This window comes from Planctobacterium sp. AWH2_060, assembly GCF_056158425.1.
The window spans coordinates 4,171,903-4,194,718 of sequence record NZ_JBSWTG010000001.1 but is presented as its reverse complement, the minus strand read 5'-3'; the positions used below and the strand labels follow the sequence as shown (position 1 = coordinate 4,194,718).

At 47.4% G+C, this 22,816-nt stretch carries 12 protein-coding genes; 10 read left to right on the top strand and 2 right to left on the bottom strand.

Annotation, left to right across the window (positions count from 1 at the left end; genetic code table 11):
* Window positions 1-8 precede the first annotated feature (8 nt).
* Together ACXAD8_RS17945 and ACXAD8_RS17940 are read left to right on the top strand one after the other, a co-directional pair.
* The gene (locus tag ACXAD8_RS17945; protein WP_475231353.1) at window positions 9-833 is read left to right on the top strand and encodes an alpha/beta hydrolase; all 825 of its coding nucleotides are present in this window, start codon (window positions 9-11) and stop codon (window positions 831-833) included.
* A gap of 7 nt (window positions 834-840) precedes the next feature.
* Complete coding sequence (locus ACXAD8_RS17940) at window positions 841-1,665, top strand: alpha/beta hydrolase (protein ID WP_475231352.1); 825 nt, start codon at window positions 841-843, stop codon at window positions 1,663-1,665.
* Window positions 1,666-1,668: 3 nt separating this feature from the next.
* Here ACXAD8_RS17940 and ACXAD8_RS17935 read toward each other — a convergent pair whose 3' ends face one another.
* Window positions 1,669-2,364, bottom strand: coding sequence for a hypothetical protein (locus ACXAD8_RS17935; RefSeq protein WP_475231351.1), 696 nt, complete (start codon window positions 2,362-2,364; stop codon window positions 1,669-1,671).
* A 130-nt stretch (window positions 2,365-2,494) separates the two neighbouring features.
* Window positions 2,495-3,622, bottom strand: a complete 1,128-nt coding sequence (locus tag ACXAD8_RS17930) for a succinylglutamate desuccinylase/aspartoacylase family protein (RefSeq protein WP_475231350.1) — start codon at window positions 3,620-3,622, stop codon at window positions 2,495-2,497.
* A 224-nt stretch (window positions 3,623-3,846) separates the two neighbouring features.
* On the opposite strand from ACXAD8_RS17930, the gene ACXAD8_RS17925 reads away from it, so the two are divergent.
* The 8 genes from ACXAD8_RS17925 to ACXAD8_RS17890 all read left to right on the top strand — a co-directional run bounded on the left by ACXAD8_RS17925 (window position 3,847) and on the right by ACXAD8_RS17890 (window position 22,553).
* Window positions 3,847-4,347 carry a GAF domain-containing protein gene (locus ACXAD8_RS17925; RefSeq protein ID WP_475231349.1) on the top strand — a complete coding sequence of 167 codons (501 nt, stop codon included), beginning with the start codon at window positions 3,847-3,849 and terminating at the stop codon, window positions 4,345-4,347.
* 118 nt (window positions 4,348-4,465) lie between these two features.
* Window positions 4,466-7,132 carry a hypothetical protein gene (locus tag ACXAD8_RS17920; protein ID WP_475231348.1) on the top strand — a complete coding sequence of 889 codons (2,667 nt, stop codon included), beginning with the start codon at window positions 4,466-4,468 and terminating at the stop codon, window positions 7,130-7,132.
* The gene (locus ACXAD8_RS17915; protein ID WP_475231347.1) at window positions 7,125-7,496 is read left to right on the top strand and encodes a response regulator; all 372 of its coding nucleotides are present in this window, start codon (window positions 7,125-7,127) and stop codon (window positions 7,494-7,496) included. Before ACXAD8_RS17920 ends, ACXAD8_RS17915 begins: the two co-directional genes overlap by 8 nt.
* Window positions 7,489-10,671 carry a poly-gamma-glutamate biosynthesis protein PgsC/CapC gene (locus ACXAD8_RS17910; RefSeq protein WP_475231346.1) on the top strand — a complete coding sequence of 1,061 codons (3,183 nt, stop codon included), beginning with the start codon at window positions 7,489-7,491 and terminating at the stop codon, window positions 10,669-10,671. The genes ACXAD8_RS17915 and ACXAD8_RS17910 overlap by 8 nt, the downstream gene beginning before the upstream one ends.
* Entirely contained in the window at window positions 10,668-13,079 is a 2,412-nt protein-coding gene (locus ACXAD8_RS17905; protein ID WP_475231345.1) for a hypothetical protein, read from the top strand. Before ACXAD8_RS17910 ends, ACXAD8_RS17905 begins: the two co-directional genes overlap by 4 nt.
* Window positions 13,079-13,864, top strand: coding sequence for a hypothetical protein (locus tag ACXAD8_RS17900; protein WP_475231344.1), 786 nt, complete (start codon window positions 13,079-13,081; stop codon window positions 13,862-13,864). The genes ACXAD8_RS17905 and ACXAD8_RS17900 overlap by 1 nt, the downstream gene beginning before the upstream one ends.
* Complete coding sequence (locus ACXAD8_RS17895; protein ID WP_475231343.1) at window positions 13,849-18,498, top strand: hypothetical protein; 4,650 nt, start codon at window positions 13,849-13,851, stop codon at window positions 18,496-18,498. Before ACXAD8_RS17900 ends, ACXAD8_RS17895 begins: the two co-directional genes overlap by 16 nt.
* The gene (locus ACXAD8_RS17890; RefSeq protein WP_475231342.1) at window positions 18,495-22,553 is read left to right on the top strand and encodes a hypothetical protein; all 4,059 of its coding nucleotides are present in this window, start codon (window positions 18,495-18,497) and stop codon (window positions 22,551-22,553) included. The genes ACXAD8_RS17895 and ACXAD8_RS17890 overlap by 4 nt, the downstream gene beginning before the upstream one ends.
* The last annotated feature ends 263 nt before the right edge of the window (window positions 22,554-22,816 follow it).

Below are 22,816 nucleotides of genomic sequence, written 5' to 3'. Positions count from 1 at the left end.
GAATGATTATGCGAATATTGTTACTTACCTTATTTGTTCTGGCACTTGCCTGTCAAAGCGACGCCAAAGAACAACCCCAAGCCGGCAGTTGGCACAGCCTTGAAAATCAGTTCACCATCCCCGAGTTATCCCGAAAGCGCACCCTGCGGGTGTATTTGCCCCCCGCCTACTATCAAGCAGAGCGGCGTTTTGCGGTACTTTACATGCACGACGCGCAAAACCTGTTTGATGACAGTACCGCTTTTGCTGGCGAATGGCAGGTGGATGAAAACCTGAATGCATTAGCCAAAGATAAAGGACTGCAATTGATCGTAGTGGGCATCGATAACGGTGGAGAACACCGCACCACAGAGCTTAGTGCCTGGAATCATGAAAAATACGGTCAGGGAGAAGGACAGCACTACACGGATTTTATTGTGAAAGTGGTTAAACCCTATATTGACCAACATTACAAAACCCTGAAAGATGCCCGAAACACCGCCATTATGGGTAGCTCCATGGGCGGTCTCGCCAGTCATTATGCTATTTACCGCTATCCAGAGGTATTTAGCAAAGCGGGCATCTTTTCGCCTTCATACTGGTACACTGAACAGGTTTTTCAGTTCACCCAACAGCACCCCGTCCCGAAACAACACCGGCTGTATTTCATTGTTGGCGGCAAGGAAGGCGAAGATATGGTGCAGCCTATGAACCAGATGCAGCAATTAATTTCCAAACAGGGACACCCACAACAACATATCCAGGCTAAAGTTATTGCTGACGGCCAGCACAACGAAGCCTTTTGGCGAGTGCATTTTTCAGACGCTATAGAATGGTTGTTTAATCCCTTGTGAGGTCAATGTGAGTGCCACTGAAAACCACAATCCAGATATGCAATGGAGCACCGCCTCAGCTCAGGTGCATGTGATTGAACCGGATTTTTTCATTCCAGGCCTGAATCGCGACAGAACCGTACGGGTATATCTGCCGCCCGATTATCAGCAATCCAATAAACGCTACCCCGTGCTTTATATGCATGATGGCCAAAACCTGTTCGACGAGGCCACCGCCTATTCCGGCGAATGGCGGGTTGATAAAAGCCTGAATCTGATGGCTCATCACGAGGAGCTGGAATTAATAGTGGTGGGTATCGACAATGGCAAACAACACCGGATCACAGAACTGAGCGCCTGGGACCATGAAACCTACGGTAAAGCGGAAGGTCAACTGTACCTGGACTTTATCGTGCAGCAACTGATACCCCATATCAATCAACACTACAGAACCATGTCGGATCGGCAACATACCGGCATAATGGGCAGCTCAATGGGTGGTTTGATGTCGCATTTTGCCATTCATCGTTATCCCCAAGTGTTTTCCAAAGCGGGAATACTATCCCCTTCTTTTTGGTATTCTCATGAGGTATTTAGCTTTACCCGACAGCAACCGATACCGGCCGACAGTCGCCTATACTTTCTGATGGGTAACGAAGAAGACAAAGCCATGGTGGATGACATGCACCATATGGTGAATCAAATCGTAGATGCAGGACATCCCTATTATAATCTGGTCAGTAAAACCGTACCGGGACGGGGACACTCAGAATCATTTTGGGCAGAAGAGTTTCCCAAAGCGGTAAAATGGTTGTTTGGTGAGCTAGCTCAACCAAACAACATTTTACTCTAACCCCTATGGTTTCAGGGTCAGATGCACCTCAGTGTAGTATAGGTCTGTCAGGCCTTCATAGCCTGAGTCACTACCTATCATGATCCACAGTTCTCCAGTGGGGGAGGACTGAATTTCAAAACCATCTTCTTCGGCGATTTCAATGGTTTTAGTGCCGTATTCAGTGCCTTCACAATTAGCGCCCTCAGATACAACATTGCCGATCACCATGGCATCATTGCCGGGTTGAGACTGGTTGCCTTTGTCGATATTCATGTAGAAATCTAACTGCTCTGGCTCTATTTCGGTGGCGCCTAGTTTCATATAAACCGACTCACCCGGTGCGCCACCAATGCCAATACAATCGGCACCCGCATTGGACATAAAGCTGATAGAACCATACAGCGTATAATCGGTGTTTACGTGTAATCCAGCCACTTTGCCTTTCAGGTACATGAACAGATCATCACTGCGGTTCATACCCTTTAACCGAAATCCCGTTTCTCCGGATTCATCGGGCAAATCGGCGATTTCGGCCACCAATTCATAAATATCGGCGTCATCCACCGGGTAATCGGAAAATCCCGACTGCCAGCCCTGTTTGCCATTTTTAAACTCGCTGGTAATAGACACCGGCTCTGGTGTTGTTGGCGTATCTGAGCTGTCCGAACTACAAGCGGTCAGCAAAGCCAGTGCAGATAACGATAAGTAATGCTTCATGTGTACTCTCCTTTTATTTATGGGGCTTATAATAAAAAGAGCTGAGAGTAATTATCGTAAGAGATTGTTTTCTAATTGGATTAAAATGTTACCGAAAGGTATTTTTTTGAGCAGCTCCTAAGAAGACTGCTCACAAATCAAAATATTGGGTAAAACATTTGTACAATTGCGTTCCTCCCAACACACTGGCTGAGGGGAAGTGTAAAATTGGGATTAAATCACAGGGCGCGGTGATTTCACTGACAGCGCGCTTGTCTTCCAACTCGTCGATATTTAAGACCCTGGCCATTAATTCATCTCGCTTGATGAGTTGACCGGGCTTTGCCAGATACTCCACAATACCGCCCATCTGACTGTACATGATTTTATAATCTTTCAGGTAAACCGCATGGCGCTGCATTTCTTGCGGCTGACACAAAGGCTCTGTAAAACAAGCTTTCGCCGATAAGTAACTCAGGATACTCCTGGCATCCTGTTCGCCAGTCTGAAAATCAATTACTTCCTGGGAGCCCATTTCCACCGTGAAGGCTTCCACACCGAAGTGCCAATTCCGCAGCGGAAACTTAGCCTGCAACTGCTGTTGTAAGGTCCACCAGGGACAAAATGTGGCTTCGTCCAGCGCGCCAGCAAACACATTGGGGATCAGGATGACATGGGGAATATTAAAGAAGCGCGCTGACTCACGGGCATATTCAGGCACATAAATATGCCGGGTGGACACAGGCCCATTGTGTAAATCCAGTACTATATCGGCATCAAAAGCAAAGCGTTGCAATTTAAGATTGAGCTGTTGTGCCAGGCCTACGCCCCACTCTCTGGCTAATACTTCATCGATGCCGGTCTTGATGTGCTCCCGAAACTGCTTCTTCAACAAGCTGATTTCAGTATTTTCTTCCACTTGCTGCACAAAGCTATCCAGTAATGCCTGGTCGTAATGATAGGCCCGATTCCAGTTTTGACCATTTACCGGATCAAAACGGCCGAGGGTATATTCCCCCGATTTAAGGTTGCTGCCCACCGGATTGCAATTTGGCACCAGGATGACTTCACCTTTTAACGACGCCGATTGCAACGCCTGAATCAGATGATAGATCACCACATTGCCCTGGACCTCGGCACCGTGGATCGAACTTTGAATGTATACCTTAGGACCGGCAATATCACTTTTAAAGCGATACACAGGTACGTTTAGGTTGCGGCCAGAAACGTTTTGCGCCACCAGCATGTATTCTTTTTTAAACTTAACGTGGGATTTCATAAAGCATGAACAGCACTACTTAAAGTTGGGATTACCTTGCCATGGAACTAAAAATAAGCAAGACGAAATAAAAATCAACGACACTTTTTTTATTGCATCCAGGCTTAACGCTAAAATCAATTAATCCTTAAGTATGATACACATAGCTTATTTGATGAGGTATGGTTCAGATAAATCAAACTTGGATTTAAAACGTGCACATTGCATCAAGCGGGAGGTGCCACATGATTAAACCACAAATGCCTCACAATGAAGCCAAACGGATGGCACTGGTTAATCAATTGCATATTTTGGATACCGAGCCGGATAAAGAGCTGGACAAGATTACAGCCGCTGCCCAGGCGTATTTTGATGTGCCTATTTGCCTGGTGACTATTGTGGATGAAAATCGGCAGTGGTTTAAATCCAATGTTGGGCTCAATGCTTGTGAAACCGAACGTGACGTTTCGTTTTGCGGCCATGCCATCAACCATGATGAAACCCTGTACATTCCTGATACTAATGAAGACGTCCGCTTCCGTTCTAATCCACTAGTAACAAATGAACCGTACATTCGCTTTTACGCCGGTGCTCCATTGATATTACAACCGGATCTGCGCATCGGCACATTGTGCATCATTGACCGAGTGCCGAGAGAGTTATCAGAAGAGCAATTAGCGGCATTGCGCGATTTTGCCGACCAGGTGCAGTCCATCATTATATCACTTCATGAATCGCATCATTAAAAGGTTACCAGTAAAAGTAAGAAATTAACCTACCTGAGCATTACTTTTACCGGAAGGACTCGGCTATAACTAATAAAGCAGCGATAAAAAGCAAATAACAAAGTACGGGGACGATTGATTGAAGTTTAAAAAGCGCGGCACACTGCAATTACTGGCGACCATAACTCTGGTTTACGCCAGCTTTTTTGTACTGGAATACCAGAGTCTGAATCGCAGCGTCAATCTAGCGCTTCAGGAAATTTTAATGTCCCCAGAAAGCAATAGAGAAACGTCCTTTGTCATCATTTCTGACACCGAACAGCACAATACCCCGTCAGCTATATTGGATATTGAAGCCAGACTCAAGCTGCTCATTGACAATGGTGCAGCCAGAATTTTTTGGGTATTACCGGATATGCCCCTGGATGAACAGCATTCACTGTTAATTAATCATCCCCGAGTACAATCAATCAAAATACCTCAGCGCAGCTTTGCATCTGATGGCCAGCAAGTGTATTTCCAGACCAGCGACTGGCAACCTTCAGCTGGCTTTCTGATCTCACCTTATCAGAACGATGGGAAAGCCTGGGCGATCCCCCAAGGCTCTGGGCAATTTAAATCACCCGTTGCAGCTTTAAACCCGGCATTTTCTGAATATACTCAGGAACTTTTCATTGACTATACCCGGGTGTCATTAAATTCAGCGGTTGTAACTCCCGCCATGATGGCCCAGCCTGAAATTTTAAACCCCATCCTCAATGGCAAAGACGTTTACATCATGCCGGCTTTTAACCTTTTACAGGCCACTATTTGGACGCCCTACAACACTACCTCCATTGGCTGGCATCCGGTGCAGTTTCATGCTGCGGCTCTCAACGCTTACGAAAATAAACTGTATAAAACAGAAGTAACCACCACCTTTCGGGCCGCGTTAATATTCAGCCTGATGCTGGTATTAGCCTGTATCTATCTTGTTAGTCCGTCCAACCTGAAACGCATCAGCACCTATCTCGCCAGCGCAGCGATTTTGGTAGCCAGCGTCCCAGTCGCCGGGCTACTCGGCTATGTCGCTCCGCTGCTGGAACTGTTCAGCAGCATTATTATTCTGCTGTTCACCCTGGAGTGGCGGCTGAGTGGTTATCGCCACAAGGCCCTGAAAAACCTTAGAGAGCAGGTGGACAATGAGTTCAGAGCCGCATCAGCACGCAGCGAATCAACCAAGGCCTTCTGGCAAAATATCGCCAATATGGTGTCGCAAAACCTGCAATTGCAACGCAGTATTTTTCTGGAGTTACAAACAGGGGATATCAGATTAACAGAGATATCCGCCATCAATTGCAACCTTGCAGATATTAATGAAATGCGCAGAGATATTCGCAGAGAACCCTACGAGCAAGCGGTAAAAGACAAACAAGCTCTGGTGATAAGCCGTCCCTTCTTTAAACAAAAGCAAGAGAATGAACAGGAAATACTGGTACCCTTTTACAAAGGTACTCATGTCCTGGGGTTCTGGGCCTTAACTACCTTCGAACAAGATCCGGAACGACTAAAAATATTGCTGGAGCAGGTGAATCAGTTTGCGATTCATATCAGCACACTGTTAAACCTGCAGAAACAATCCACAAATCAACAACGCAGCGGATTTATCAGTTCCGCCAGATTGGCCAGCGGTGAAAACCAAAGCATTAATTTTGTTGCCGAAGGCACCTCATACTTATTTGAACAGTTGGAGTATCAAAGGGGCCTGCATTCCAACCTGGCAACGCCATTGGTGGTGTTTGATATTTTCGGCCGCATAATCGTTGAAAATTCCGCGATGATAAAGTTGGCCGATGAACACAATTTGCATCAGGACAATATCAATGCCTATGAGTTTCTCAAAACCCTCTTACCCATCAGTGACGACAGTGTTAAAAACCTGATCCGGCAAACTACACTGGAACAAAGCCGCACGCGAACCCGATACTTCACTACCTTAGGCAGTGGCAAATATGTGGTAGTGGTGTCCTCCTGTCAGTTTGATAGCAGTGCACTGTTCCAACCCGAGCTGCACTTAAACCTGAACGGTCTGATGGTGGAAATTCACGACCTCAAGGAAGTACAGGCTTATCTGGAAGTTGAACGCGGCCTGCATGATCACTACATGGTGCACATAAAAAATCACCTCTCTACCTTACAAATGGGCTTGCTGCAGATCGAGCGCAAAGCCAATATGCCGATGATCAATGAACTGGCCACTTACCTCAATATCGAACTTAAAAAAGCCGCCGACCTGACCCGTCGAACTCACTACTTTATGAGCCGCATGTCTGACAGGGAAGACAGTAACGCTATCCCCTTTAATCCACTGGATATCCTGCAAAGACAAATAGAGCAATGCCAGGCTGCGCAACAAGGTAACAGCGTCTGGCGAGATGTGACGTTCATCAGTAATCTGCCCTCTTTTGCCACTATGGGACTGGGCTCTCCTGAGAGTTTCGAGCAACTGCTGATGCACAGTTTCAGGCTCTTAGCCGATGACGCCATCGCCCCGAAAAAGATTCAAATTACTGGCAAACAAGTGGTTAAAAACGACATCGACATTTTATATCTGAAAATCGAAAGTGAAGGTTATGGCCTGCCCAATGAGCAACTGGAAAAAATGTATCAGCAAAACGCCATTATCGGCGAACAAACCCTGCTCTCAGAATTATTAATGTCCTTAAAATCCGCGCAGGACGCCGGCATCGATTGCCGCCTGAAATCCCGAGTGGGTAAAGGTTACCGACTTTCCATCCTGATAGAAGGAATCAACCTCAATGACTGACAGTAAACGAACCGTACTTCTGGTGGAAGATCAGCCCATGTTAGCCATGATGACGCAAATGTGGCTAAACGACCTGGGATTATCTGTGGTGGTGTCAAACGATGGCTTGATGGCCAAACGGCTGCTGGAGAATCAACAGTTTCACTTTATCGTCACCGATCTGGTGATGCCTAAACTGGATGGTGCAGGGCTTCTGGAATGGATGGAGAGCGAAGGACTAAACACGCCGACGATTGTAGTAACAGGTATCAACGATAGCAAAGAGTTGGCCAAAATTAACAGCTACCCTTTTGTCAAAGCCGTGCTGGAAAAACCCTTAACGCCAGAACAACTGATTGATGCGCAAGCCCTGTTAAATGCCTGATTTCCTGCAACTTACCCTATTCCCTCCAGGAGCATTACAAAGCTCTGTTATCACTACTGTCTGGGTGGGGGTTTGTGTTGTGGTATTTCTCAACGCCCGATTTGGCACGACGTTGGCGGGACTGGTGGTGCCTGGATATCTGGTGCCGTTGTTTTTCGTCAAACCCGCCAGTGCTATGGTGGTATTGGTTGAAGCCTACATAACCTACGGTCTTGCCTGGTTACTGGCCAATAAACTCATGGTGAAGTTTGGCTACTCGGAAATGTTTGGCCGGGATCGATTTTTTGCCTTGATCCTGCTATCGGTGTTGGTGCGCATATGTCTGGACTTTTTCGCCATTCCTCTGGCGATAGAGTTCAGTGGTGATTGGTTCGGTGAATACGATTTACGCAACAACTTACAGAGTTTTGGTTTAATTATCGTGGCCTTAATCGCCAATCAAATGTGGATGGGAGGCGTGGTTAAAGGCAGCAAATCCCTGTTTCTGTATCTGGGACTGACCTTTTTAATTATTCAGTGGCTGCTCATCCCGCTCACCAACTTTAACATCGGTGGCCTAAACTATATGTACGAGGATCTGGCCACGTCCTTATTATCCAGCCCTAAAGCCTATATTATCCTGTTAACCACGGCCTTTATTGCTTCTCGCATGAATTTGCAATTTGGTTGGGAATTCAACGGCATACTCATTCCAGCACTGTTGGCACTGCAGTGGTATCAACCGGAGAAATTACTGTTCACCTTTGTGGAAGCAGGCATTATTTTGATGCTGGGTTTATTAGCCCTGAGAACGCCATTGCTCAAAGGGATCACCTTCGAAGGTGGGCGCTTATTACTGCTGTTTTTCAACATCGGATTCTTCTACAAAATACTCTTGGGTTTTGCGCTGATTGAGTTGATGCCCACCGCTAAAATATCCGATTATTTTGGTTTCGGTTATATCGTATCTACCCTTATCGCCATCAAGATTTACCAGAAGAAAATAGCGGTCAAAATGGCCGTCAGTACCTTGTTTACCTCATTGGTGGGTATTGCCCTGGCCACTGTTATTGGGTTTGCACTGACTTTGTGGACGAATGACAATACCTTCACACCTGATGCAGAACAGCGGCTTCACGTTAAATACTCGGAGGAACAAGTCAAAGATATCTACGCTGAAATCCGGCCAAAATCATTTTTCTCCAATATCCGTCCCACCGATCCGGGCACAGAGCAGGTGCAACAGTTCGCTTCGTTGATGCAGATAGCGGCAAAACTAACCCCGGATAATGTTGCGTCACAACTGAAACAAATTGAAGACATCGGCAACCAGATCGCAGCCGATATCTGGATGCTCTCGGATGAGGTTCTGCTTGTTCACAAAGAAGGGATTGGCTTTTATGCCATCAGGCTAGAGCCCCAGTCTCAGCTTATTGTCGAAGTTACTCGGGCAAGAGCAGAGTTGGGTTCCGCCACCCTTGGACTAGCACTTTTTGAAAAACTTCGGAGCCGTGCGCTGTTTATTGATTTGTCCTATCAGTTGCAAAGCTCAGGGGAATATGTGTTTGATTCTGGCCTGCAAGAAGGTTTTTTCCAGGCGGCGCACCTGGCCTTTAGCCATCACAACGTGTTGCAACTAAGAGGGGATTTGAAGTTAACTGAAAAGCGCAAACAGTTAAATCGGGCTACGACGGAAACCAGTAATAGTTTGCAGGTATTGCGCACCTTACCACAAGATATGCCCCTCGACCTGCTCACCAGTGTCGTTACCGATCTGCAAATGCAGTGGCGGGATAACCTGACTTCACCACAATGGCAACACGATCAATTTGGCATCGCCCAGTTGCGGCTGAACAACCGCGAAATGCGCAGTGCCCTGGCGAGAATCGAGGTTTATCAGTCTGACGCCCAGGAAAACCAGGTGAACAATGTAGAGGGTTATCTGATCTCCTGGTTACTGGAACGCAAAGAATACATCGCCAAAAAAGGCAGCAATGCCTATCAAATTCCCACTGAGAATGAACTGCTGTTTTGGCATCAGGATATTCTGATCCCCCTGATGTCCTGGATAAAACAGTTTAGCGCCCAAGGGTGGACACAACAAAGTCGTGACGAATTACAACGCCTCAACTGGCAAGCCGCCAGTGTTGGCTACGAATTTCGAGTACTGCAACAGCCTTTGTCCGGTAAAGAGTTCTTGATTATTGAAGAGCAACCCATGTGGGCAGAGTCTAACCAAAGAAAAAACTGGGCCACCCTGGTGGTCAATCTGACAGCGCAAACTGATTATCTGGTTCAGGTGCCCAATCCCTTTTATGACCGCACCAGTTTTGAGTTTGGCGCGGCACTGTTTAACAAGCTTCAAAACCGCTTTTTACTGTTATCCGGCACACACCCATGGGCCAACCCGGATGGCAGCAGTAATGTAGCACTGGCGGGGAATCGCCATACCTTGTTTCACATGATGTTTATGACGATCACCAGAGAATTTGAACAGCAGCGTCCGACACCTGTGTTGATTCGCAGCTTTTCCTTTCAGGAGTCACGACCATTTCCGGAAGAAATGGCGATGGTGAGCCTGTGGCGCAATATCAATCAGTATAATCCCGGCCCACAAACACAAAACCTGCTGCATGAATTGCAGGATCTGGGGCTCAGTTACCGCTTCGTTAACGGAGACTTTATTACCTCACCCTATTACCAAAGCACCAGTCAGCAAATCGACTACCTGAACTATCTGGCCCTGGAGCAATACGTTACCATCTGGTTGAGTCCGCTGATCAGAGACAGCTTTAAAGCCACGGAGGCCATCAAAGTCGAAGAGCAACACGCCCGATTGTTGGGTATTCCAGTATTTAGGCGAGATATCAGAAGCTTTAATCTGGTTTACAACAACAGCAACTACCATGACGACATCATTCACCCGGCTTTGCTCAGTTACGCCAAAACCCGCAATATCCACAGTTTTTATAAAGCCTACGAACAGTTACACAATGCGCGTTTGGGATATTTACTGGACAGCTCAACCCTACAGCAGTTTATTCTGATTCTGGACCAACAGGACAATATTATCTCTGCCATCAACCTAAATAGTTTAAATCAGAAAGCCCTGTCCTCGTCCTCTGCCGATGCACTGAGTCAATTTGTAGAATCACGCTACCTGTGGTTATTACCAGAGGGAGAAATCGCAAAATGATGAGAATTCTGCGCCATTTATTGCTATTTGCTATTGGATTGGCGGCATTGGCGATTATTGTACAATCCCTGCTTTCAGACAGTGGTTTACAGAGGGTATCGCAGCCCATCCCTGACGAGGTAGATTTGGATATCTCCAGAAGCTATATTCTGCCCTCTGCGAATACCCTGGAGTACAGGCTCACCCAGTCTCCTAAAAAGCTCTGGCTATCCTCAGCGGCGATATTATCTGGCGCTGACAACAAAACCGCCCGCTACCCCTATCAGCTGCGCGTGCAGGTGCTCGATAGCAACGGCAATATTCTGTATGAAAATCAATTCCATCATCATGCCCTTGCCATTCGTAAGGTTGAATTAAAAGCCAATCAGGCATTGGTGCCGGAAGCGTTTTTAAATGACTCTGACGTCAAGCTGGCAGCCATGGAAAATCTGCATATCAGCCTTCCTGAAGGTGCAACCAGCTTAGTCATTTCGCAAGTAGTCAAAAGTACCAATATCAAAGAAGTGGCAGTACGTGCCTATCAACATGTACAGCGCAGCAGTCGCGTCGCGCCTATCGATCTTTGGCAGCGGTTATCGGTCAAACAAAAAAATAACTTGCTGCAGTATTACCCCTTTGACGATACATTTTTAAGTGACCATGAAAAAGCCAATCTGGCAGAATTTCGCTGGCAGCCTTTGGTTCCAATGGGCGATGAAAACCAGGATTATCAATCCCTGTTAATTTACAAAGTACCGCTCACCGCTATCGCCACCAAAAAGCATCTGTTGAGCCAATACGAACATCATGCCGATGCTTACAAACAGGTTTCGTTTCCTATTGAAGTAGCCGGACAATACCGGTTTGAAGGTGAACACGCCTTTACCGACCGTCCATTTACCCTGCACATGAGCTGGTTTAACCTGGAAGATTCTCTGGAAAAACGACAAACTTTCCGCTTCTCTGGTAAGCTATTCCAACAAAGTATTGCATTGCAACCCGGCCTGGTCAGCTTTACCTCTTCGGTGCCGGTTTCAATGTCCTTGTTTGCAGAATCCGGATACGTTCAGGAACACGATCACTTTGCCAATACGGTCATCTTGTCGCCGGGTCAGCCACTGAGGTTTACCTTGTCTCATGGTGAAAATGCCATCACTCCCTATCAAATCCAGGCCAGAGCCTTTGCCGAGCAAGACCTGGCTACAGGCCCCAATGCAAAGGTAAAAGTGAAGTTACTGCGAGATGGCCAGCCACTACAGCAACAGGATTTACCCTTGTCTTATTTGCCGGAAAAAAACAAACAACTGGCTAATGAGGAGTTTTTCAACTGGCTTGGGCAAGAAAACACCCTGTATTTGCAGGCACCGCAGGATAGCAACAGCATCGAATTAACCAGCACTCAGCCGGTTTTGGTATCGGTATTCACCCGTCTCGACGAGATGCCTTCGATGCGCACCCTGCCGCAAGAAAAACGAAGCTGGTTTGACTATCCCGCCGGAGTACCAGACTGGTTTGCTATTCGTCCCGATAGCTGGGAACAACAAATCAATCTGGGTAAGGTGCGGGTGATAAAAAATTATCACCACAGCTTACTGGCTGAACGACCTGAAGTGGATCCCGATGAAACTTACCAAACATTGCTCAATGATTTCAGTAGGCTGACCTTGAGTGACCTGATGGTAGAAAACCCTTATCCGGGTCAACCTGTTGCACTGGAGGAAAACACCGCCCTAAACTTTGCCCCTGTCGCCCAGTTTCCCAACCTTGCCCCGCAGGATAACCTGACTAAGCCCCTGACAGCGCGCTTGTTTTTCAATCGGGAGACAGACCAGCCAGTTCAGATTAACTGGTTTAAAAACGAAGAACCACAAGCACCATTCTGGATTGCCGGTAAATGGGGTCTGGTGGATGAAGCCACTATTGGACAGGCTCTGAATGGTGATATCCGGTTTGATTCACCAGGCGTGCAATGGTGGCGCAACGGCCTTCCTCGTCAATCCACCGAATGGCAACAGCGACGTGCAGTGTTGGTGAAAAGCGGTGACAGTTTAAATCTGAACAACATTAAACAGTCTCCTCTGGAAATGCTGTCTTTGGTGCTTTATCAAACCAGCACCGAGCCAGTCGTACTGGATGTCACCATTACTGGTGCAGAGCGGGACAGTGAATACAAAGAAGCATACACCCTGCTAAAACGACGCTATCAGATTAATCCGACTGAGCACTACAATGGTTTTCAGTTATCAGGTAAACGCACCATTGTCAGTCGCCAGACTTTTTCGGTGTTACTAGAAGAAGATATAAAAAATTCCCCACACCAGATACAAATATCCCACCAACAGGGTGACGATATTTATCTGTCGATAGTAAAACGGATAATACAACCCACTCCGATTATTGAACGATATCGCAGTGAACTGGAGCACTGATGCACAAGGTATTATTGAGCATATTGTTATTTATAGGTTTCGCCAGTCACGCTGTAGAATTAACTGAAGCCACATTTGAGCAGGTGAAAAATGATATTAAGGCGTTGTATAGCGGCACCGCACCGACGCAACTCTCATATTTGCAGTGGCAGGAAATCGAAGGCAAAGGCTATCTGCGCAGCAGTGATGAAAGACAAGGCGAGCTGTGGGTACACCTGCCAATAAAGCAAGAGGCTATCAGACTGTTGCAAATTCCCCATGCCTTTTTTGATTTACACACCAAACAGATCGGTGAGAGCTGGTTTGCCTTGCCTGCCTACAACAACCGTCCGGATATCTTAATGCTCAACACCGAGCATCGCTACGAAACCAAAAACAGTGATATGTCCCGTATCCAGTATTCGTTGTTCACGGCGGTAGTCGCCGCCTTAATTGAACTGGATAAGTCCGTTTCGGTTGTGCAGCTACACGGTTTTAACCCCTCTGTGCGCAAGTCCGACAGCGGCACTGCCAGTGACTTTATTCTGAGCAATGGCACTGAAATCCCATCGCCAGGATTCCTCACTATGCAAAGTTGCCTGAGAGATAACATGGGCTTACTGGCCCGAATCTATGGTCGTGACGTCTTCGAATTGGGCGCTACCATTAACCCAGTAGGCAAATTAATCCGAAGTAAAACCGAACACCAAGTAAGCTTTTTGCATATTGAGATGTCAACTTCAATACGTCAGGCTTTTGTCGCTGATGAACTTCCGGAAGAAGTTATATCGTGTTTGCTAAACTGAAGATAACAGTTTTCCTGCTTGCCGCGCTTTTATCAGCGCTGCCTGCGCACGCCCGGGATCAGGTAAATGAGCGTCCAATCAATGAACGTATAGTTAATTGGGAAAAGCTCCGAATTGATGACTATATTTTAACGGAAACAAAACAACACTTTCCCTTCAGCAACCGATACCTGACGTTAGACGACCAGGAAAGGCTCACGGTACTGTTACCTGCGTCCCGACATTTTTATATGCAGTTTTTTGACGAAGACGGCGAAGCGATCACGCCCGAGCGTTTCAGCAACGAGCCTGAATTGCAGCACCACCAACTAAGATTATTACTGTCAGAAACCCCTGGCGTCAGTCAACAATACCAATTCGACCCGCAAAACGCGCTGCTTCCCGCCGTTAACCAGGATCGGGTTATACAAATTACTAATGACCAGGAACTTGAAATTCGGGTAGCTTTGTTTAGTGGTCAGGAAAAAAGCCTGCAAAATTTTGCGCCGCTCTCTTGGTTAGCGCCGGAAGACACCGACAGTGAGCGCTTCAGAAGCAATGATCAGCAATTCAATGATTTTTACCCGACTCAAGAATCCGGAAACATCAGTCTTGAAGAAAACCAGGATTATTGGCTGGAATCCCTGCAACCCACCAGTGAGCAATGGCAAAATGCCGCCGTAGAGTTTCTGCAGATCACGAGGCCAGATGGCCAGGCCGAAATACTGCCCGTTTTCAACAACCGTTCTGCCAAAAAGCGTATAGATAGTGATGCTGAGACGGTGACCAATATGACCGCGACGCAATTTAAAACCGACAGCGATACCGAGATCAGCATTAAATCGACAGCGCCTACCCGGGCAAGAATCCAGTCAATGCAGGCAGACTGGTTATTCGAAGACAACTATCAGGAGCTGAGTGCACCTGCCGTTGCGCAAAAAAACCAGGAAGTTGCTATCCATTCCGACTGGCACCAGCAACAGTTTTCTGAATTCACCCACAACCCGACAATTAACAGCATGGCACACCAGGCTGTTAGCCGCTGGATGGTGGTAAAGGAGCTAACTGGCACAGCAGCAACCCTGTTGCAAGAACAGAATGTACAGGGCGAAAGACTGGCCTGGGATTTCGAAACGCAAATCACCAAACAACCGGATCTCGCAGAACCTCGGATTAACATTGCCCCACCCAATGCACCAGAGACATTCGCGGTTTTGAGTCAACAAAACGCTATTTCATTTCAGCCTGCCCATGATCAGATCAGCAATCGCGTCGCTATCGAGATGCTGGTCAATGCCCGACAAAGCAATTCAGCTATCCGTGTTTTAGTGGATCAACAGCCCTTTACCACATTGCACTTTTTTTCGGATGCTGAGCTACATCCCTATATTCGCAATCAACAATGGCAACCTGGCAGTAGAAAAACCCAACCGGACACCTACATAGCCCGTCAAACTCTGTATTTGCCTGAAGGTTGGCAAACCCTGACTCTGGTGGCAGAACAACAGGATATTCCAGTCAGAGCGCGCTATCAGGCGCTTCGCATACCAAAATTGGATCGTCCACAATGGCAAGCACTGCTGCAATTGCCAACCGAAGAGCGCGAGCAACAATTGGCCCATCATCCATTGTGGCAAGAATTCCAGCGCTATCAAGCAGTGAAAGGCTTGCAGTTTAATGGCGAGAACGTACCAGAGATGTGGCAAGACTGGTTGCAGCAACAACGCATCAGCAGCGCCATTTTAGATCATCCAGTGATTGCCTCAATGCCTGAAGCCAGGCGAATCCAAAAGGCGTTATTAACCCCTAAAATGCAGGCATGGCCGTTTTGGGAACAATTATTCGATGATTTGCAACTAGCCGGTTGGCAAACCTACGGGGGAAATCTGCTGAAAGCACTGGTGCTATATCATCCTAATGATGCAATACAAAGTGCGGCTATTACCCGCTTATTGGCCCATTATCAGGCTACGGACAATTTGGCGGAGCAAACCAACTTGCTGATTAGCGTCAGTCACTCAGAGTCATTACCACAACCCGTCAAAGACAGTGCTAAACTGGCACTGGCCAGTTTGTATCTGACCCAGGACAAGCCCGAATATACCCTGTTTACTTTGATGAACACTAAGGATAGCTTCGCCAAACAGCACCTGATGGAAAGAGCTTTATTTCGGCTTCATCCTGTTTTACCAGAGATTAAGGACGAGCCTCAGCCTTACGCACCGTCGTCCATATCAGCAGAGAACAAAATCGTATCTGATGCTGAGGATTTCATTGCGCAATTGGATAGCAAAGCAGTAATACAGTTGTATAACGTGGAGCTTCAGGTGCCTCAGAAAAATTATCTGATCACGCCTGAGCAACCCCTAAAAATCACCCTGTCTGGGACAACGAAATTACACTTCACGGCACGCCAATGGTTTACAAAAACCCATATTGAAGATGACTGGCTCACTATCAGCCAGGGACAGCAGAAATTCAGATTACCGGTTAACAATGGTGAGTTTCGCAGTGCCACATTGCGCCATCCAGATGCCAGTGTCGGCGCAGGCCACAAATTTGCCATCACAGCAGACAGCAACGGAATCATCACCATTGCCACAGCAAAACAACCCGTGGTAGTTAATATTCAGCAATCCATCGCGGAAACACAGCGGCAATTAACTCATAGTCAGTGTGTCAGGGAAGAAACCCAACACTACCAACAAGATTGGTGGTATCACCCAGACAAGCCGCAATTTGAATGTTATTACTGGCATACCAATGCAGCACAAGTCAGTGAGTTTGCCGTTGCCGCCAATTACCTGCCCTCGTTGACCGAGAACAACACATCCCTGATGAATGCCCTGTATCAGTTTGAAACGGAAGCCACACAACAGCAGCTCAATCGCATTAATCAGTTGGCAGCGCAAAATCCAGACTCTGCGATGGTGCAGATGCTGCTCAGACGGGCTAATAAAAATGCCACCTGGGTGGCATTAAACTATCCCATACAGGCTAAGAAGTTCACCTTCTATACCAGCGATACCAACGAACCTATATCGCCAGATGCATCCCGTAGCCGTTTGCTGTATGCCCCCTATAAGCCAGACTGGGAAAAGCTGGCCGCTCAGAATAACCTGAATTACGAACTTGTGGCCAAAACGGGGGAAGAATATCGCCTATTACTCCAGTCGCAACAACATTTGTTTCAGCGAGAGGCAAAAAGTCGAGTAACAATTAGCCTCAATGGTGAAATCCAGAATACCCTGGAGCTCAATACCGGTGAGTTAAAAACCCAGGCACTGCCATTAACACCGGGCAAACACACTCTGACTTTGGCCACCGACTATCTGTCTGGGCAAAACGCTGTCATCGCGAAGTTGCAGTTCAGAACCGGTCAGGGAGATTGGCAAGAACAACCCCAGGATCTGAGGCTGCGCTTGTTTCAGGCGGATAGTGCTGAACCTTTTCAGATCTTCCTGCCGGAAGACAGCTGGTTGCGAATCGATAGTTTTGATGAGAAGGGATTGGCAAAACATCAGTATCTCTATGCTGAAAAAGGCATGTTTAACTGGTTTGATGAAAACCCCAGCTATCTGGGACACCGCATTTTACAGCTTAAGCTGACGGACCCGCCGGCTGGTGCCACAAACCCGGATGTGATCCCATTGGATTTATATCCTTCTTCGGACTTGCGAGGTGTGCAGATTATCGCTGCCAGTAAATTGAAAGATAGTGATACCCAAAAAGATTACAGCTGGAGCGTTGAAGGCAGTATCAGACAACAGCGCTCCACCAGCGAAGATGCCGCACAAAACAATCGCTACCAGCAGATACGGCTGTTTTTCAGTGATAGCGATGTTACCGGACGCTATTTTTACGGCAGTGAGCTGGCGGTGCGTCGCTATCAATCGGATTTTCGCACAAGTTTGCACGCCCGATTCGATTGGTGGGACACCATGTGGCTGGAAAACATTGACTTACACCTGGGCGTTTCCGTCAACGCGCAACAGGGTTATCTGGACAAAGACTGGGGCTGGTCTGCCAGGCTGAGTGCTGATGCCCATTGGCAATATGCCATCAATCGCCGTTTTTACAATCGCATGACTCTGGGGGCTTTTGTTAACCTGCTGGATTCGGACAAAACACCTGATCAATACGCCAGTGCAGTCTATAGTCAATACAAGCTGGATCACAAATACGGCTTTTCGCTGGCCGAGAATATACGTTACAAGTGGTACCATGATTTAGAAAGCTGGGCAGATTTTAAGGTCACAAGTAATGAGCTATCTGGCAGTAAACTGCTGGACAACTTGGCACTGACTCTGGGCTCCCGAATCTATTATGAAGGTCTCAGTGCCGAGATTGGCTGGCGTTGGCAAAAATACTTTAGCGATGCGGACAGGGTTGAAAAATCCTTTGAGCAACGACTGGGAGCCGGTCTGGAGTGGTTTAACTGGCAATCTGACAGTCACCTGCGACTGCGCCTGGGATACGAGCGCAACCTTACCGATAGCGAAAACTATTGGTCTTTACAGTTAAGTTATATTGAATCCGGCCACAGAGGGGTTTCCGATTATTTGCCGCAAACCCTGGCATTTTCAGCCATACGTGAACAAGAGGGACTGTTACATGCCCTGGAATTACTGGCAGAGGATGAAGCGCAACAATGAGTATCGCATCTAAATCCAGAAAGTCTGAATTCCGCAGTCAGTTGCAAACCGGATTGAGTGAATTCTGGCAGAAGATATACAACGGCTATATTGAACAGCTCAGCGCAGAGTGGTCACAACAGGCTGAACCCGATTATGCCGCCAATTCGGCGGAAAATTTGCGGCTTGGGATCAGCCTTTTGTGTCAGTCATTACAGGGTATTGAACAGCGTCTCAATTCGCTGCGCAGTCGTTATCGCATTTTTAGCACCGAAATCAGCCAGGAGTCTGTGAAGGATAACCGGGATGGATTAATCATAGAATTCTGTCGCTATTTGGGGGGTAGCAATTTATCCGGTGATCGCAAGGCACTCTCCCGATGGCTGGACGAGGATGCCATCAGTGAACGCTGGCAAAGTCGCATCAAAGACCAGGAGTTTTACGCCAGTTTTATCATGGGCAGAATTGCCGCCCTGTTTGATCTGTTGGCTTTTTCCGGAGCAGATATAGACCTGCAAGCTTATTGGCATAAACTTAATATTGAGAGTCTGCTCACCCCCTGGATCCGTTACACTTTTGAACCAAAGGTGCAACTCGCGGCATTTAAAAACCTGAGCAGTTTAATGGTGTCAGTGCACGCTCAGGACTCCCACATTATCAGTTCTGAATTGCTGCGTTATACCTATCGCTTTTCACTGGACAACAAACAGCAGCCAGAATTGCAGGTTGAGGCACTTAACCTGTTGGCAGTGGCTGACCTGAACAAGGCGATTAATCTAATTCAGACCCGACTCAACCGCACAGAAGAACGGGACCAGATTTTCTTTCGGGAAGCCATCGCAGATATTATTTCCCTGCACTACCTCAACAAACCGGAAATCTTTCAGCTCAATCAACAGTTAATGCTGGATCCCAGCCCTACAGTGCGTCAGAGTGTTATTCGCACCCTGCCACTTTGCGACGATGATAAACTGGTGATGTTGATGGTTGCCAGACTATTGCAAGATGAAAGCGACGCCGTTTATTGTTATCTGGTCACCCAGCTGCCATTTATTCAGCATTTCAGGATCAGTTTAGCGTTACTCACCAGAGAGCTACTCAAAGACCACAATGAACTGCGACTACAGGCAATATTGCAAGCCATCGTAAGTTGGAACAATCAGTACTCGGCTAAAAAGGACGATAAACAAGCCGTAGCCATCAAATGCATGGATGAGTTATCCCAGTTAGCACAGCGCCATAGCTCCCCCCGCATCCAATACTTAGCCATAGAAGCCAGAGAGAAAGTCTGGGCCAATCTGCAAACCGATTTAAGCAAGCTATTACGACCTTTGTTAGCCAGTGGCGCAATTCAGCGCATCCCACTCACTGAGGCACAACAAGCAGCACTGAGCAGTGAAGAGGGTAAGCGTTGGCTTGCTGCCCATATTGGTCACAGGTTTAGCATTCAAATCAAAAAGCGCCACCTGCAAGTTGGGGAAGCCATGCGTTTTCGCTTTTGGCGGTTTTGGCATGAACTATTTCATCCAGCAACCGATAAACGGCAACATCACAGCCATCTCAAAGGGCGTCATTATGACAGCCGTGAGATCATCCCCTCTGCCCGCCTGGCAGAAGTGAGTCAGACTACCGTACCGGGTGAGCCACTGCACATGGAAAAAGAAGGTCATTGGCGACCATTCCTGCCGTTAGTGGATCAACTTATTTCGGCATCGCAAAATGCTGGCAGAGGCAATAGTACCACGCTGTATCACGCTGCCGGAAAAACCGAAATCAAACCGCCCTCTGGACTATTTAAAAACCTCAAGGCTCGCATGCTGCTCAGCCTTCGCTTTCGACATTACGCCAGGCTGCGCAACATAGATTACGATTCAGACAGTCCCGGCGTTTACGTCAGGGCGCTGGAAAAATTGGGATTTAGCATTAAATGCAATGGCCATTTGATGGAAGGCACAGATGCACCTCTTCCGCCAACACCCGCCGTCGCACGCTTTTTTGATTTGGCACTGCCTCTTACTGTGGTTCAGTTTTACCAGGATTTTCAACGTTATTTTGTGTCCGTTTATCAAAATACCATTCAACACATTCTGCTGTTTTCCCTGTTTATGATGGCCTTGTTTTGGGGCAGTCACAGCTGGTTAAGTCAACGGGTTAAACAGGCCCGCAAACAAATCCCCATGACCATTGGCGGCTGGGGAACCCGAGGTAAATCCGGAACGGAACGTTTGAAAGCCGCGCTGGTGAATTCAGTGGGTCTGGCCACCGTTTCCAAAACCACCGGCTGTGAAGCCATGTTTTTGTACGCCACCCGCTATGGCAAACTGAAAGAGATGTTCCTGTTCCGACCCTATGATAAAGCCACTATCTGGGAGCAAACTTTTGTTACCCGTCTGGCGGCCAAGCTAAAGTCTGATGTTATGTGCTGGGAATGTATGGGCTTAACCCCGCGCTACATCGACATTCTGCAAGGGCAATGGATGAAGGACGATATGATCACTCTCACCAACTGCTTCCCCGACCACGAGGATCTGCAAGGCCCGGCGGGAATAGATGTGCCTCAGGTTATTGCCAAATTCATCGGTCCAAAATCCAGGGTGTGGACCACAGAAGAAAACATGCTGGCCTATCTCGAACGAGAGGCACACAGTAAAGAAGCCCATTTAACGTCGGTAGACTGGCTGGACATCGCCACAATTCCGGAAGATCTGCTGGCCAGATTTCCCTACGAAGAGCACCCGGCCAACATAGCTTTGGTGGCCGAAATGGCGAAAGAAATGCAACTCACCCGCACCATGGCCATCAAAGAAATGGCTGATCGGGTAGTACCAGATATTGGCGTACTACAGTTTTTCCCCTTTGCCAATGTGCTGGGCCGCAACATCCGGTTTATCAACGGTATGTCTGCCAACGAGCGTTATGGAGCTTTGGCCAATTGGAAGCGTCTGAAATATGACAACCTGGACCGTCAGTTAAACGCCGAGTTAAATTTGGTCACGGTGATCAACAATCGGGCCGACAGAGTGCCACGCTCCAAAGTGTTTGCAAGATTGATAGCCAGAGAATTCCCCGCTCATCGACATTTTGTAATTGGTAATAATCTGGACGGTTTTAACATGTTTGCCAGCGAAGCCTGGCAAGAACGACTGGATGAAGAACTCAGCTCAGAACTTAGTGGCGAAGAATTCAGGGACCATTTCCGTGAGCTGATGCGTTTTCTGTTAATTCCCCAAACCGAAACCCAACTGCGTCAGTATATTGATAAACTGTGGCAAGGCAGTGTCAGTCTTCCACAGGAATTAAACGAGTTACCTTTGGTGATTCAAAAAGCCCTGCCAGAACAGCTGGATGATTACAGCAAGAGCTATCTGGCTCGCCTGTTGACTCAATACCAGGAATGCCAACAGATTCTGGAGAACGATAAGGTTCAGGTTGACGAAGCAATGATAGAAGCCGCCCATGAGTTTTTCGTGGCAGCGTTTCAACACAAATTATGCCTGGTGGATGACTATTACATCAGCGGCGATCAGCTCAACCAAACCATCGCCGCCTCAGTGCCGGCAGGTATCGATACCGATATTTTAGGTTTACAGAATATCAAAGGACCGGGTCTGGACTTTGTTTACAGTTGGCAGCAGTGGCAAAGAGTATCTGACTTACTGCATAAGTTAAATGATGACTTTGGCGAAGAGTTTGACCAGGCCATCGCCGATTTAGCAGCGATTCCGGCATTTACCTGCCTTGATCAAAACGGCATAGAAAACAGTATTCAGGCCATCAATCAAGAAAGTCGCAGCCAGCAAGAGGAAATTCGCTTTGCCATCGAAAAGATCAACGATAATCTGCTCAGACAATCAGCAAAACAAATCCAAAGCAGCTCAACCAAGCAGTTCTGGAAGCCTTTATTCAATGTCATTGAAGAAGTTGTGGATGTTTTTGACGCCATCAGTCGTGGCAGAAAGGCCAAGCAAATCCTGAAAGATCTCGCAACCCAGAGGATCAGCCTGAATAAAGCCGCCTGGTTGCTAATGAATATTAACAAACGCCAGAAAGGCGGTTGGTTGAGTTCGGATAAGTAGGGTTTAACCGGGTTAGACTTGAGCGAAAGGGATTTAGTGAATGCCGATTTTGCATGAGCAAAAAATCGGCCAGTCGGACAGCGGTGGTTGAATTAAGACTCATTGTTGGAATAAATTCCAACCTACAAATAATCCTTGTTGCCCAAGTCGATGCAAGTATAGGGATATACTTTCATTGACGGTCTTCAGGTGCTGCGCTTGAGGATTATGTTTTCTCGCGCCAAGGGCAAAGGGGGTTGAAGGGGAGCTCCCCTTCGAAGAAG

Bases quoted from the DNA above. Each gene is read 5' to 3' on its own strand.
- ACXAD8_RS17945 (WP_475231353.1), top strand. From the start codon at position 9: ATGCGAATATTGTTACTTACCTTATTTGTTCTGGCACTTGCCTGTCAA.
- ACXAD8_RS17935 (WP_475231351.1), bottom strand. From the start codon at position 2,364: ATGAAGCATTACTTATCGTTATCTGCACTGGCTTTGCTGACCGCTTGT.
- ACXAD8_RS17930 (WP_475231350.1), bottom strand. From the start codon at position 3,622: ATGAAATCCCACGTTAAGTTTAAAAAAGAATACATGCTGGTGGCGCAA.
- ACXAD8_RS17925 (WP_475231349.1), top strand. From the start codon at position 3,847: ATGATTAAACCACAAATGCCTCACAATGAAGCCAAACGGATGGCACTG.
- ACXAD8_RS17915 (WP_475231347.1), top strand. From the start codon at position 7,125: ATGACTGACAGTAAACGAACCGTACTTCTGGTGGAAGATCAGCCCATG.
- ACXAD8_RS17910 (WP_475231346.1), top strand. From the start codon at position 7,489: ATGCCTGATTTCCTGCAACTTACCCTATTCCCTCCAGGAGCATTACAA.
- ACXAD8_RS17905 (WP_475231345.1), top strand. From the start codon at position 10,668: ATGATGAGAATTCTGCGCCATTTATTGCTATTTGCTATTGGATTGGCG.
- ACXAD8_RS17900 (WP_475231344.1), top strand. From the start codon at position 13,079: ATGCACAAGGTATTATTGAGCATATTGTTATTTATAGGTTTCGCCAGT.
- ACXAD8_RS17890 (WP_475231342.1), top strand. From the start codon at position 18,495: ATGAGTATCGCATCTAAATCCAGAAAGTCTGAATTCCGCAGTCAGTTG.